The following is a 13,375-nucleotide window of genomic DNA, read 5'->3' as shown; positions in this document are numbered from 1 at the left end:
ATTTATGTGGAGCTCGGCGGCCAGCATACGTGGGCCGCCGAGCTTTTTGTAGAAACGGTTTGTATATTGGTTCAAGGCGACCAACCTCACGGCACCTGAGCCCCACTCACCGCGACATAGACCGAATAAACCGACCGCGTCGCCGCAATGAACAGCCGATTGCGTTGGGGGCCGCCGAAGGTGAGGTTGGCGACGGTCTGCGGTACGCGGATCTTGCCGATCAGCTTGCCCGTCGGGTCGAAGCAATGCACGCCGTCGGCGGCACTTGACCAGAGGTTCCCGTCGACGTCGGTGCGGATGCCGTCCGGGATGCCGTTGTCGATCAGGCAGAAGACGCGGCTGTTCGTGAGCCTGTTGCCGTCGATCACATCGAAGGCGCGGATGTGACGCGGCAGGCTTTCGTCGTGGCTTGCGGCCGAATCCGCCACATAGAGGATTGTCTCGTCGGGCGAGAAGGCAAGGCCGTTCGGCTGGATGAAATCCGTGACGACAGCCGCAAGCGCGCCGGTCGTCGGATCGAGCCGATAGACGTTGCGGGTTGCCTGCTCCGGCTCGGCGCGAAAACCTTCATAGTCCGACATGATGCCGTAGGTCGGATCGGTGAACCAGATCGAGCCGTCGGACTTCACCACCACGTCGTTCGGCGAATTGAGCCTGGCGCCCTCGAAACGGTCGGCGAGCACGGTGATCGAGCCGTCGACCTCGGTGCGGGTGACGCTGCGCGTCCCATGCTCGCAGGAGATCAGCCGTCCCTGCCGGTCGCGCGTATGGCCGTTGGTGAAGTTGGACGGTTGCCGATAGACGGAGACGCCGCTCTCGGGCGTCCATCGCAGCATGCGCTGGTTGGGAATGTCGCTCCACAGCAGCTGGTTCGCATCGTTGAACCAGACGGGACCCTCCGCCCAGCGGCAGCCGGAATAGAGTTCGTCGAGACCGGCGCTCGTCACGATCATCTGCCGGAAGCGCGGGTCGTGGATTTCGTAGATGCTGGCCTCGGCCATGGCGGTCTTTCCGTTTATCGCATGCCAGCTCGGCGACCGCCGGCGAGCATGATGACGCTGATGATGATGAGGCCGGTCATGATCAGGCGGATGCCCGCGCCGAGCCCGTAAGTGTTGAGCATGGAGACGACCAGGAACATGAAGAGCGACGCGCCCCAGATGCCCGGCACGTTGGAATCGCCGCCGGCCACCGCCGTGCCGCCGATCACGACGACAGCGATCGACATCAGCAGATATTCCGAGCCCATGTTGAGCGCCGCCCCGCCCGAGAAACAGGCGAGCAGATAGCCTGCGACCGATGCGAGCACGGCGCAGAAGAGATAGGTGACGAAACGCGTGCCGTCGACCGGTATGCCGGCCATGCGCGCAGCCGGCATGCTCTGGCCGATCGCCGAGATCCAGCGTCCGTAGATCGTCTTCTCGAGCAGGAACCAGGCAAGGAGCGAGATGAGGAGTGCCACGATCGCAACGTTCGGCACGCCGAGCGTGCTCGACGTGGTGAATTCCGCCAGCACGCTCGGAGGCTTGATGCGCAAGCCCCGGTTCGTCCAGATCGCGGCGGACTGCACGATGAAGCTCATGGACAGCGTGGCGATGATCGGCGGAATGCGCAGCGCCTTGATGAGTGCATAATTGCCGAGGCCGACGACAAGGCCGATGACGATGGCAACGAGAAGGCCGGGCAGGATCATGCCGTTTTCGACATTCATCAGCTTCAGCGCCACCGTGCCGGCAAGCGTCATGGTGGCGGGAACCGACAGATCGATGTTGCCGGGGCCGAGCGTGATGACGAACATCTGGCCGATGCCGACGATGACCGAGAAGGCCGCGAAGGTGAGGGCTGCCTGCGACAGGCCAAGCGCGCTGGCGCCGAGCGTCACCATGATCGTCAGGAACCAGACGACAAAGGCGGCAAGCCACGACCAGATCCAGGGTTTGCGGAATAGGCGAAAGAGCGGGGTCATCGGCGTTTCTCCCGCTTCTCCAGGCGGTTCAGCATCAGCCGAAGTGCCAGCACGATGATCAGGATCGCACCCTGAGCCCCGATCTGCCAATCCGGCGAGATCCGCAGGAAGGACAGGAACGAGCCGGCAAGCGTCAGCGTCAGCGCACCGATGACGGCGCCGATCGGGGAGACGCGGCCGCCGATGAACTCGCCGCCGCCGAGGATCACGCCGGCGATCGACAGCAGCGTGTAGCGCAACGCGATATTGGCATCGGCCGAGGTCGTCAGGCCGACGAGGGCGATGCCGGCGAGCACGGCAAAGAGGCCGGCAAGACCATAGGCGGAAGCGCGCGCCCCGACAATCGACCAGCCGGCGCGCTCGACCGAGCGTTGGTTGCCGCCGATGCCGCGCATCAGCACGCCGAGCGACGACCGCATGACGAGAAGATGGGCGACCAAGGCGATGACGATGCTGGCGACGATCGCCATCGGCGCCAGCGGCGGCTTGACGGTCATCAGCCAGCGCACCCAGTCCGGCGCCTGCCCGCCCGGTGCCGGCAGCAGCAGAACGGCAAGGCCGCCCCAGACGAAGCTCATGCCGAGGGTCACGACAATGGACGGCAGGTTGCGCAGATAGATGACGACGCCGAGGCCCGCATAAGTTGCGATCGCGCCGGCAAGGATCAGCACGCCGATCACCGGAGCATCCCGCAGAAAGGTCGCGGTGACGCAGGCGACGAAGCTGACGAAGGCGCCCATCGACAAATCGAGATCGTTCACCGCCATCACGATCATCTGGGCGATCGTCGCAAGCGCGATCGGCACAGCCAGGTTGAACAGCAGGTTGAGCCCGACATAGCTCATGGCGCGCGGCTGCAGCCAGAAGACGGCGGCGAGCAGCAGCGTCAGCGACAAGGCAGGAATGGCAAGACGCAGGGCGTCGGACGACAGCCGGAACGTCATGCAGCGGCCCCCTCGAAGGAGGCGGCGATGATACTCGTCTCGTTGACGGCATCACCGGCGAGTTCGGTGGTGATGCGGCCTTCGCGGAAGACGTAGACGCGATCGCAGAGGCGGACCTCGTCCATCTCCGTCGAGTACCAGATGAATGTGCGGCCGCGCGCCGCCTCCTCGCGGATGATCGCGTAGACCTCCTGCTTGGTGCCGACGTCGACACCGCGCATCGGATCATCCATCAGGACAACAGGCGCGCGCGTCGCAAGCGCGCGGGCAAAGAGCACCTTCTGCTGGTTGCCGCCCGAAAGCGACAGGATGCGGTTGTCCATATCGGGCGTGCGGATCTCGATCCGCCGCTTCCAGTCGGCGCCTTTCGTCTCCTCTTCGCCCGCGAGGATGAGGCCGCGCCGGGAGAGGTCACCGAGCGAGGCGATGGAGAAGTTGCGCAGGATACTCCAGAGTTCGAAGACGCCGTTCAGGCGGCGGTCGCCGGCAACGAAGGTGACGAGCGGATCGCGCTCGGGCAGCCAGTTGCTGGACTGGGCGGCATGCAGCGCGAGCAGGAGTTCGGTCTGCCCATGGCCCGCCAGACCCGCCAGTCCGATGATCTCGCCCTTGCGGGCCGCAAAAGGAAGCCCCTTCGCCTGATGGGACAGAATGAGCGGAGCGGTGGACAGTTCGCGCACTGAGCGCTGCCCGGTCTCCTCCTTCGCGACGGTACCCATGGCTTCGACGAGGCCGTGATGGTCGAAGCCCTGCGCCGGGCGCTCGGCGACGACGCGGCCGTCCTTCATGACGACGATGCGGTCGGCGGTTTCGAGGATCTCGTGCAGGATATGCGAGATGAAGATGACGGACCCGCCCGCTGCAATGAAGCGGCGGACATGATCGAGCATCTGGCGGGCAAGGCTTGCATCGAGCGACGAGGTCGGTTCGTCGAGGATAACCAGCCTCGGCGCAATGCCGGAGTCGGAAAAGGCCATTGCGATCTCGACCATCTGCCGCTCGGCGATCGAAAGATCTCCCACGGCCCTGCTGCTGTCGATGCCGTGGCCGGGAAAGACGGCGTCGAGGCTCGTCTCGATGATTTTTGCGGCGCGCCTGCGCCAGCCGAAGCCACCGAGATGGCGATGCATGATGCGCGTGTTCTCGACGATCGAAATGTTGGGGCAGAGCGAAAGCTCCTGGAAGACGCAGCGCACGCCGCGGGCACGCGCAGCGTTGATGCCATAACGCTCCAGCCGTTCGCCGTCGCTCGCCACACTTCCTTCATGCGGTGTGAGGCCGCCATTGATCACGCTGACGATGGTGGACTTGCCGGCTCCATTGTGCCCGACAAGCCCGACGCATTCGCCCGGCATGACGCGAAGGGTCACGCCATCGAGTGCCCTGACGGCGCCGAAACTCACCTTGGCGCCATCGACGGCGATCACCGCCTTCAAAACGTCATCCATGCTGCCCGCCATGCCTGCTTGCAAAAAATGCCGCGCGACCTTCTGCGACCGCGCGGCAGTCGCCAGGAGAATTACTTTGCCGACTCGATGACCTTGATTGCGTCTGCCTGCGTGTATTCCACGTTGGCGACGCCGCCGGCCTGGGTATTGGCGAGGTTGGTTTCGAGATTGTCCTGGTCGATGCGCAGGAAGGGCACGACGAGGTCCTTCTTGACTTCCTTGCCGTCGAGGATCTGCTGGGCCACCCAGAAAGCGAGTGTGGAGACGCCTGGCGCGATGGATACGGACATGGTCTCGTAGCTCTTCGCGTCCTTCTGCTCCTTCCACCACTTCAGTTCGTCCTCGCGGTTGCCCATGATAATGATCGGCATCTTCCGGTCGGTTGCGGCAATCGCCTGTGCGGCGCCATAGCCGTCACCGCCCTGTGTCACCACGCCGGCGATGTCGGGCAGACTCGGCAGGATGCCGGCAACAGCCTTCTGCGCCACGTCCTGCGCCCAGTCGCCGTGAACGGAGCCGGCAATCTTGAACTGCGGGAACTGCTTGACACCCTCGTGGATGCCCGCCGAGATTTCGTCGTCGACAAAGACACCGGCAAGGCCGCGGATCTCGAGCAGGTTGCCGCCGTCCGGAAGTTTCTTCGACAGGTACTCGACCTCGCTGCGGCCCATTTCCTTGAAGTTGACCGCGATACGCCAGGCGCAGGGTTCAGTGACGATGCCGTCGAAGGACACGACGATGATGCCGGCATCGCAGGCTTCCTTGACCGCACCGTTCAGCGCCGTCGGCGAGGCGGCGTTCAGCACGATGGCGTCATAACCCTGCAGGATCATGTTCTGGATCTGCGCGGCCTGCTCCGTCGCCTGGTTCTCGGCGGTGGTGAAAGGGTCGGCTGCGGCAACGGTGCCGGCCTTCACGGCTTCGCCCGTCACCTTGCCCCAGCTCGTCAGCATGGCCTGCCGCCACGAGTTGCCGGCATAGTTGTTGGAAAGGGCGATCTTCTTGGCCGATGTCTCGGCAAAGGCGGAAACGGGCATCGCGGCGCAAGCAATAGCGGCCGATGCCAGAAGCATCTTACGGATTGTCATGTCTTCCTCCCTGATGATCGCGCTGGTCGGCGGATCGCTTCACTCCTGCCGGCCCAATTGGGTCCGAGTGAAAATTGTTCTTGCACTGAGCTTCCTCCTCTCAGTAAGGGCAGGATGCGGGAGATCGACCGGCCTGTACAGGGGCAAGGCGGCAATCCGTTTGCGGGATTTGCGCAACAAGCTGCGGGTTTACGCAAGACGGCGGCGCTTCCGCGGGCGCTTACTGCGAAGGGTCGCGGCGGGTTGAGGAGCCTGCTGCCGCCTCGGGGAGGAACTGACGATGCTGCATCTCGTACCCGCAGCCATGTTCGACCACTATCTCGGCATTTCCCGGCTGCTCGCGGGCCAGCTCGACTTCCGCTCGGCTATCCGTTCCGTTGCGGCCGAGGTCGCCCATATCATCCCGCACGACCACCTCGATGTCTGCGTGCTGCTTGAGGGCGGCAACTACCACACGGCCTATGAGACCGGCATCGAGACCGCCTGGGGCGGCCTTGCCGGCGCGCCTGTTGTCAACAGCCCCATCCGTTCGCTGCTCTGGGGCGAGGTGGATTTTCTGCTGGCGGACGACGCCATGACCGACCCGCGTTTCCACTTCGAGGGCGCCTTCAAGCGGCCGATCGTCGAACAGTCGCTGAGGAGCCGCTTGCATGTGCCGATGAAGGTGCAGGGCACGATCATCGCGGCGCTTTCCTGTTCGTCGCACAGGGCGAGCGTTTATACGATGGAGGATATCGAACGCGCCCGCATCATCGCCGACCTGCTGACGCCCTATTTCTTCGCGCTGCAGGCAGCCGAGCAGGCGCAACGCTCGGCCATTGTCGAGGCAGAGGCCCGCGCCCGCGAGGAGGGCTTGCGGCAAGGTGCGCTGAAGCTTACCGAAGCGCTGGAGCAGGAACGCCAGCGCATCGGCATGGACCTGCACGACCAGACGCTCGCCGACCTGACGCGGCTCGCCCGCCGGATCGATCGGCTGTCGCGCAACGGCGAGTTGGCGCCCGAGGCGCTGGAGCCGATCTCCCGTTCCCTGCAGCATTGCATGCAGGATCTGCGGCAGATCATCGAGCAGGCAAAACCCTCCGTGCTCCAGCTCTTCGGCCTCGCTCAGGCGATCGAACATCATCTGGACCGATCGACCCGCGACACGGGGTCGGGGATCGAGTGGGGCCTTGTCGACGAGACGCACTGCGCACTGGAGCGACTGGAACCGACCGTCAGCGTCGCGCTGTTCCGGATCGCCCAGGAGGCGATCAACAATGCGGTACGCCATGCCGCGCCGCTGGCCGTCACGGTGCGGCTCGAGGCCGATGACGACCGGCTATCGATCGAAATCTCCGACGACGGAACCGGGCTCGCCAAGGCCCGGGGCCGGATCGGCGGCGGCATCGACAATATGAAGACCCGTGCGCGGCTGATTTCAGCGCGGTTCACGACCGGCCCCGGCCACAACAATCGCGGCACTGTGGTGCGCGTCGTGCTACCGCTCGTACCGAACGACCCGCCGAGCGGGCCAAACTGAGGAGAAGGGCATGATGAAGGTTCTGATCGTCGAGGACGACCCGCTGCACCGGTCCTATCTGCACGAGGCGGTCAACGCGGCTCTGCCGGAATGCGACACGGTGATCGAGGCGGAGAACGGAACCGTCGGCGAGAAGCTCGCCCGCGACCACAAGTCGGCGCATATCGTCATGGACCTGCAGATGGCGAACCGCAACGGCATCGAGGCCGCGCGCACCATCTGGAAGGAGCGGCCGGAGACCCGTATCCTGTTCTGGTCGAATTATTCGGACGAGGCCTATGTGCGCGGCGTCTCCCGCATCGTGCCGGATGGCGCCGCCTATGGCTATGTGCTGAAATCCGCCTCCGACGAGCGGCTGAAGCTTGCGCTGCGCTCGATCTTCATCGAGAGCCAGTGCGTCATCGACCGCGAGGTGCGGGGCCTGCAGCAGAAAAGCCTCGGCCAGACGAACGGCTTCACCGATTCCGAATACGAGATCCTCGTCGATATCGCGCTCGGCCTCACCGACCGGGCCATCGCCAAACGTCGGGGCCTTTCGCTGCGCAGCGTGCAGAACCGCCTGCAGCAGCTCTACGACAAGCTCGACGTCTACCAGAGCGCCGGCGACGACCACGAGGACGGCCGCTTCAATCTGCGCGCCCGCGCCGTCACCGTCGCTTTCCTGCGCAAACTCCTGAACTACAGCGCTCTGGAGCGGGCTGAGGCAGAGCTGCAGGAATGGCTTGAGGGAAAGTAGTTTCCGGACTTGCTCGGACAAACTGGGGATCAGAGACACGGGCTGCGGCCCTGCTTTTCACGGCGTATGAGCCAGCGCAATCGCATCGGCGGCTTCCTCGCAGCGATGGCTGAGCGTGCTGGTCGCGACACGGATATGACTGCTCGGCAGGACGGAGAATTTGCTGCCTGGATTGACGGCGATATTGCGTGCGGCGAGCGTCACCATCGCGAATGGTTCGGAGACGACGGGCACCCAGAGGCACAGGCCCTGACCCGGCGGTATCGGTATTCCCCGTTCGCTGAGCGCATCGGCAAGAGCGTCGCGTCTCTGCTGATAGATCTCGCGCGCCTCGCCGATAAGCTGCCAGCTTGCCGGATCGCGCAATAGCCAGGCCGCGGCACCTTGCAGGATACGGCTCGTCCAGCCGGCGCTGAAGGAACGGTAAGACTGGATCTGGTCGACGATCGGCGCGGAACTCGACAGAACCGCGAGACGCAGATCCGGGCCGAGGCTTTTCGAGAGTGAGAGGATATGGATCGTCCGCTCCGCAAATCGGCCGCCCAGCGACTGCGGAGGTGCCGCCGACACGTCGCCGACGCCGTCATCCTCGATGATAAGCGTATCGCTGTCTTCCAGCACATCGCCGAGCTGATCGAGGCGGGATGAACTGACCGTAACGCCGGTCACGGAATGCAGCCGCGGCTGGAACAGGAAAGCTGCCGGACGTTGCTGCAATGCTTCGCGCAGCGAATCCGGCAGGGGGCCTTCGCCGTCGCAGGCGACAGGGATGATTTTCACGCCGAGATCTTCCAGAATATCGAGCAGCCGCATCGCGGTCGGATGTTCGATCGCGACCGACGAGCCCGAGGAGACCAGCGCATGCAATATCGTATAGACGGCGTTGTAACCGCCATTGGTGGCCAGAAAGGCTTCCGCCTCATAAGGCCATCGCTCTGAAACGGCGTCTTTCAACTCTGGTACGATCCGGCTGCGCTCATAGCTGTTGAGGTCATCGACGGACGCGCCATAGGCCATGGCTTCGGCGAGGCGGGGAAGAAGTGCGGCATCCGGTCCGGCTAAGGTGAGGTCGAGCACACCTGCCGCATAATTTCCCGAGCTGCCTGGAGTGAATTGCGGCGGCAAAAGATCATCAGCGGCCGGGGGCGCAACGGCACCTGGGTCAGCGGCGACCGCTTTGTCGCCAAGCCGGAACGTCTCGCCACTTCGGAGATCGTTGCCGGACTGACATGCAATTCGTAAGCGATATCGCGGATCGCCGGCAGGCGCGTCCCAATGGGCAGGACACCGGCACGGATCAGCGCGCTCGTTTCGAGAGCGATCCCCCGGATGCTGCGGTCGGCTATTTTTTCGGCAAACCAGGAGGCTTCGACCGTGTCGCCCCAGGATGACGCCTGAAGTCCCGATCGCCCAGCTTGACCGCGTCGCATTTGGAGCTTGCACTTTCTGTAGCGCAAAGGATTTTGTAGCGAGACCATCACGTCAACACCTCTCGCCGCAATCCAGGATGCGCAGCATGATTGCCAACTATAACGACGCCGGCCTCGACTTGTCCTACGATCCCGAATCTTACGCATTGATGGCGGAAAGCTTCGAACAAAGCGTGGGACGCAGCCTGACGCCGGAAGGCCAGGGTGCTGAATGGCTTTACGACCAGTCGCCGGCAGTTGTCCTTGCCCATAATACCGACGCCGATCCGCGCTTCATCTACGCAAACCGCGCTGCCCAGGCCTGCTTTGAATATTCATGGGACGAGTTCATCACTTTGCCATCGCGTCTTTCGGCGGAGGCGCCCGATCGCGCCGAACGCGAGAGGTTGTTGAATGCCGTGGCGGCCAACGGCTTTATCGCCGACTACCGCGGACTTCGCATCGCCAAGTCAGGGCGGCGTTTCTATATCGAAAACGCCATCGTTTGGGATCTTGTCGACCGCAGCGGATGCCGTCGCGGTCAGGCTGCGACGTTCGATTCCTGGCAAGACGTGCAGGCGGATTGAGCGCCGGCTGCGGAGACCCCAACCAGGCGCCGGATATGTCCGCAGCTTTGCAAACCATGTCGTTTGCCATTTGGTTGCCAAAAAACCATGATTGCGTCACATAGATCGCACATCGACACTCGGCATCAAGAATTGGATCAACGCTGAATGCGCATAGCCTACTTTTTCCTTGGTGCATTTCTTGCAATTGCACAGTCCGCATATGCTGAAGTCGCATCACCGCCTCTTTTGGCTCCGCTAAAGCGACAGGCGCAAGCCGCTGAGTTGAGCGCGCAATTTCTTTCGCGGTATAGCTACAGGCCCGTCCCACTCGACGACGCCTTGTCAGCCAGGATCATGGATGGGTTCATCAAGTCACTTGATCCGGATCGCATGCTCTTCCTGCAAGCCGACATCGACGGATTCATGTCCGACCGCAGCGAGATCGATGATGCCATCGAGGAGAGAAACTTGAAGATCCCGTTTGCGATCTTCAAAGCGTATCAGCAGCGCGTTGTCGACCGCATGAACTATGCGCGCAGCCTGCTTAAGCAAGGCTTCGATTTCAGCGCGCAGGAAAATTATTCGGTGCTGCGCGATAAAGCGCCGTGGCCGCAGTCGGAGGCCGAGAGCAATGAGCTTTGGCGCAAGCGCGTCAAGAGCGACTGGTTGCGGTTGAAACTGGGCGGCCAAAACGACGCGGCCATTCGAGAAACACTCGACAAACGTTATGAAAACACGCTGGAGCGCGCTTACAAGTTCAAAAGCGACGACGTTTTCCAATCGTTCATGGACGCCTACGCAACCTCGATCGATCCGCACACGGATTATTTCGGTGCGGCCGCTTCAGCCGACTTCAATGTTTCGATGAAGCTTTCGCTGTTTGGTATCGGTGCGGTCCTGCAGGAGCGCGACGACTACACGACGATCCGTGAGCTCGTTCCTGGCGGACCGGCACAGCTGTCCGGCAAGCTCTCGGTCGGAGATCGAATTACCGGCGTTGGTCAAGGCAAGGACGGCGCAATCAAGGACGTGGTGGGCACGCGCCTTGATGAAGTCGTGCAGATGATACGCGGGAAAAAAGGTTCCGTCGTGCGGCTGGACATCCTGCCGGCAGATGCCGGAGCCGAGGGCACGCATCGCGTCATCAGCCTGGTGCGCGATAAAATCAGTCTCGACAAGCAGGCCGCCCGGAAGACTGTACTGTCCGTAAAAGCGGGCGACGCCACGCGTAAAATCGGGATCATTACGCTGCCGGTATTCTATGAGGATTTTGAAGCCAAGCGCAAAGGAGACAAGGACTACAAAAGCGCAAGCCGTGATGTCGCCAAGCTTCTCGGCGAGCTGAGCGAAGAAAAGGTCGACAGCGTTCTCATCGACCTGCGCAACAACGGCGGCGGTTCATTGGACGAGGCGATCGATTTGACCGGCCTGTTCATCGGCAATGGCCCGGTCGTTCAGCAACGCGGCAGCGATGGCAAAGTCGAAGTGAGGAGCTCGGATCTTGCGGCCCCTGTCTGGACAGGCCCGGTGGGTGTCCTGATCAATCGCGGATCGGCTTCGGCGTCGGAGATTTTTGCCGCGGCAATCCAGGATTACGGTCGAGGCGTGATCGTCGGCGAACCCAGTTTCGGGAAGGGCACCGTTCAGACCGTCGTCGATCTTGACCGGATCGTCCGCAACAGCAAACCCGAGTTGGGGGAGCTGAAGGTGACGATTGCCCAGTTTTTCCGGGTCAACGGCGGGACGACGCAGTTGCACGGCGTAACGCCCGATATCGGCTTGCCAGGACTTTCCGATCCGACGAGCTTCGGCGAGACCAGTTATGACAATGCCCTGCCGTGGGCTCAGATTAAACCTGCGAAATACACGGCCGCCGACACTGTCACGACGTTGCTGCCGACATTGCAAAGCCGCCATGATGCGCGGATTGAGAGCGATCCGGACTTCCAACGCCTGATAAAAGACATTGCCGACCTCAAGGCGCAGCGGGAAAAAGGAATTGTTTCCCTCAATGAAACCGAACGTCGCAAAGAAGCGACGGCGCGCGAGAAACGGTTCAAGGATCGAGCGAAAGCAGGGGATGGCGAGGATCTTGGAGATGACGGCCTGGAGGCAGGCGAGCGCAGCCTGAGCGCTGATATTGCCATCGAGAATGCCCGCAAGAACGCAAAAGACGTCCTGCTCGACGAGGCAGCCGCCATTCTTGCTGACGAGGCGGATCTGCAGCAAGGCGTGCTGAAGGCAGCCACCAAACAATCAGGAAACACGAACGGAAAATAATCGTCGATGACCGGCGCAACGGTGTGCGCAGCTTTGCGATCACCTTGGCGTGATCGGCCTGGGTTCAGGTCCTTTCAAGGCGAGGGATTTCGTTGGCGATTTCCGCATCGGCGTGATGACAGGCGGTCAGAAGACCAGGTGCTGCCGTTCGCGCGGTCAGGGCAGGCTCCTGCAGCGACAGGATGATCGCGAAGTGGATGGGTGGGCATGCCGGATCGGCTGGAGAAGCGACCCGGCCGGCTGAGGCACGGGAAGGCTGGCGGACGCGTTCCGTCTATTGCCGCGCGATGCCCGCATCCTTTATGACCTTTGACCACTTGTCGATATCAGCCTTCAGACGATCACCGATTTCCTGCGGCGTGCTGGAACGGGCCTCGACGCCGAGATCCGCAAACCGCTTCTTGACGTCGGGGTCGCCAAGAACCTCGACGAGCGCCGTGTTCAGTTTGTTCACGACGGCCTGAGGTGTGCCGGCGGGAGCGAAGATGGCGTTCCAGGACGTGACATCGAACCCTTTTACGCCTTCTTCCTGGGCCGTCGGAACGTCCGGCAGGAGGATAGAACGGGCCGAGCCAGATGATGCAATCGCAACAGCCTGGTTCTGCTGAAGTGCTGCCTTTAGCGCCGTCTGGCTATCGATGATCAGGTCAAGCTCCCCACCGAGAAGGGCAACTTGTAGATCCGGCGTGCCCTTGTAGGGAACGATCGTGAGGTCCACCCCGGCCGTCGATTTGAAGAGTTCGGCCGCAAGGTTCTGGCTGCTCCCGACATTAATCGTCCCGACATTGAGCGCGCCCGGGTTTGCGCGGGCTGCTTCGAGAATATCCTTGAGGGATTTGAATTTACCATCCGCCTTGGTCACGAATACGAAATCGAAATAGGCGAGGCTGGATACCGGAACGAAATCGGCGACGGGATCGAACTGCAGGTTCTTGAATAACGGAACGCTGACTGCAGTTCCGTTCGAAAGCAGTGCGAGCGTATATCCGTCGGGCTCCCCATTCAGCGCCACCCGTGCGGCGACCGATCCTCCCGCGCCGGGCTGATTCAGGATGACGATCTGTTTCCCAAGCTTTTTGCCGAGAGAATCCGCAACGATGCGTGCAGTGATGTCGGCAATTCCACCAGGGCCGAACGGAATGACAAGACTGATCTCGCGGCTCGGATAGTCGTTCTCCTGCGCCGGGGCTTCCACCGCCATCGCGAGTATTAGAACGAGCGCCGGGATTATCGATTTCATCAATGTTACGATCCGCCGGGATGGCGTGCTCACTTGTTGTCCTAGGCTCATGTTCATGATCTCCTCCTCTTGATAAATGCCGATGCACGATGTCCGCACAACCGATGCATGAATGCCCTGCGCATCCAGATCGGCGCCCTCCACCTGCGTGAAATGCGTCGTCCAGCCATCCCGAA

Annotated in this window: 11 protein-coding genes; 4 read left to right on the top strand and 7 right to left on the bottom strand. The window is 62.3% G+C overall.

Annotated features, from left to right (window positions below):
- Positions 1-86: 86 nt before the first annotated feature.
- The 5 genes from RL_RS34365 to RL_RS34345 form a co-directional block, all read right to left on the bottom strand.
- Complete coding sequence (locus RL_RS34365; protein WP_011649062.1) at positions 87-1,001, bottom strand: SMP-30/gluconolactonase/LRE family protein; 915 nt, start codon at positions 999-1,001, stop codon at positions 87-89.
- A 14-nt stretch (positions 1,002-1,015) separates the two neighbouring features.
- Positions 1,016-1,966, bottom strand: coding sequence for an ABC transporter permease (locus RL_RS34360; protein WP_011649061.1), 951 nt, complete (start codon positions 1,964-1,966; stop codon positions 1,016-1,018).
- Positions 1,963-2,910, bottom strand: a complete 948-nt coding sequence (locus RL_RS34355; protein WP_011649060.1) for an ABC transporter permease — start codon at positions 2,908-2,910, stop codon at positions 1,963-1,965. Before RL_RS34355 ends, RL_RS34360 begins: the two co-directional genes overlap by 4 nt.
- A complete protein-coding gene (locus RL_RS34350; RefSeq protein WP_041937044.1) occupies positions 2,907-4,358 on the bottom strand; it encodes a sugar ABC transporter ATP-binding protein in 1,452 nt (483 codons plus the stop codon). The genes RL_RS34355 and RL_RS34350 overlap by 4 nt, the downstream gene beginning before the upstream one ends.
- A 71-nt stretch (positions 4,359-4,429) precedes the next feature.
- The gene (locus RL_RS34345) at positions 4,430-5,446 is read right to left on the bottom strand and encodes an ABC transporter substrate-binding protein (protein WP_011649058.1); all 1,017 of its coding nucleotides are present in this window, start codon (positions 5,444-5,446) and stop codon (positions 4,430-4,432) included.
- Between the two features lie 280 nt (positions 5,447-5,726).
- Here RL_RS34345 and RL_RS34340 point away from each other — a divergent pair, with 280 nt between their 5' ends.
- Together RL_RS34340 and RL_RS34335 are read left to right on the top strand one after the other, a co-directional pair.
- Positions 5,727-6,965 carry a GAF domain-containing sensor histidine kinase gene (locus RL_RS34340; RefSeq protein WP_011649057.1) on the top strand — a complete coding sequence of 413 codons (1,239 nt, stop codon included), beginning with the start codon at positions 5,727-5,729 and terminating at the stop codon, positions 6,963-6,965.
- Between the two features lie 13 nt (positions 6,966-6,978).
- Positions 6,979-7,701, top strand: coding sequence for a response regulator transcription factor (locus RL_RS34335; RefSeq protein WP_003562390.1), 723 nt, complete (start codon positions 6,979-6,981; stop codon positions 7,699-7,701).
- 57 nt (positions 7,702-7,758) lie between these two features.
- Here the strand turns inward: RL_RS34335 and RL_RS34330 are convergent, their stop codons facing one another.
- A complete protein-coding gene (locus RL_RS34330; protein ID WP_244432424.1) occupies positions 7,759-9,108 on the bottom strand; it encodes an aminotransferase class I/II-fold pyridoxal phosphate-dependent enzyme in 1,350 nt (449 codons plus the stop codon).
- A 109-nt stretch (positions 9,109-9,217) separates the two neighbouring features.
- Here RL_RS34330 and RL_RS34325 point away from each other — a divergent pair, with 109 nt between their 5' ends.
- On the top strand, positions 9,218-9,697 hold the full coding sequence (locus RL_RS34325; protein WP_011649055.1) for an MEKHLA domain-containing protein: 480 nt from the start codon (positions 9,218-9,220) through the stop codon (positions 9,695-9,697).
- 147 nt (positions 9,698-9,844) lie between these two features.
- A complete protein-coding gene (locus RL_RS34320; protein WP_011649054.1) occupies positions 9,845-11,959 on the top strand; it encodes a carboxy terminal-processing peptidase in 2,115 nt (704 codons plus the stop codon).
- 274 nt (positions 11,960-12,233) lie between these two features.
- Here the strand turns inward: RL_RS34320 and RL_RS34315 are convergent, their stop codons facing one another.
- Complete coding sequence (locus RL_RS34315) at positions 12,234-13,343, bottom strand: Bug family tripartite tricarboxylate transporter substrate binding protein (protein WP_244432423.1); 1,110 nt, start codon at positions 13,341-13,343, stop codon at positions 12,234-12,236.
- Positions 13,344-13,375: the final 32 nt, after the last annotated feature.

It is taken from the genome of Rhizobium johnstonii 3841, from assembly GCF_000009265.1.
Taxonomy (GTDB): Bacteria; Pseudomonadota; Alphaproteobacteria; order Rhizobiales; family Rhizobiaceae; genus Rhizobium; species Rhizobium acaciae.
The sequence above is the reverse complement of the archived record's forward strand: the minus strand, read 5'-3'. Positions and strand labels throughout refer to the sequence as shown.

What these genes read in the sequence shown, in the direction of transcription:
- RL_RS34335 (WP_003562390.1), top strand. Translation starts at nt 6,979, where the DNA reads ATGAAGGTTCTGATCGTCGAGGACGACCCGCTGCACCGGTCCTATCTG.
- RL_RS34365 (WP_011649062.1), bottom strand. Translation starts at nt 1,001, where the DNA reads ATGGCCGAGGCCAGCATCTACGAAATCCACGACCCGCGCTTCCGGCAG.
- RL_RS34340 (WP_011649057.1), top strand. Translation starts at nt 5,727, where the DNA reads ATGCTGCATCTCGTACCCGCAGCCATGTTCGACCACTATCTCGGCATT.
- RL_RS34350 (WP_041937044.1), bottom strand. Translation starts at nt 4,358, where the DNA reads ATGGATGACGTTTTGAAGGCGGTGATCGCCGTCGATGGCGCCAAGGTG.
- RL_RS34325 (WP_011649055.1), top strand. Translation starts at nt 9,218, where the DNA reads ATGATTGCCAACTATAACGACGCCGGCCTCGACTTGTCCTACGATCCC.
- RL_RS34320 (WP_011649054.1), top strand. Translation starts at nt 9,845, where the DNA reads ATGCGCATAGCCTACTTTTTCCTTGGTGCATTTCTTGCAATTGCACAG.
- RL_RS34360 (WP_011649061.1), bottom strand. Translation starts at nt 1,966, where the DNA reads ATGACCCCGCTCTTTCGCCTATTCCGCAAACCCTGGATCTGGTCGTGG.
- RL_RS34345 (WP_011649058.1), bottom strand. Translation starts at nt 5,446, where the DNA reads ATGACAATCCGTAAGATGCTTCTGGCATCGGCCGCTATTGCTTGCGCC.
- RL_RS34355 (WP_011649060.1), bottom strand. Translation starts at nt 2,910, where the DNA reads ATGACGTTCCGGCTGTCGTCCGACGCCCTGCGTCTTGCCATTCCTGCC.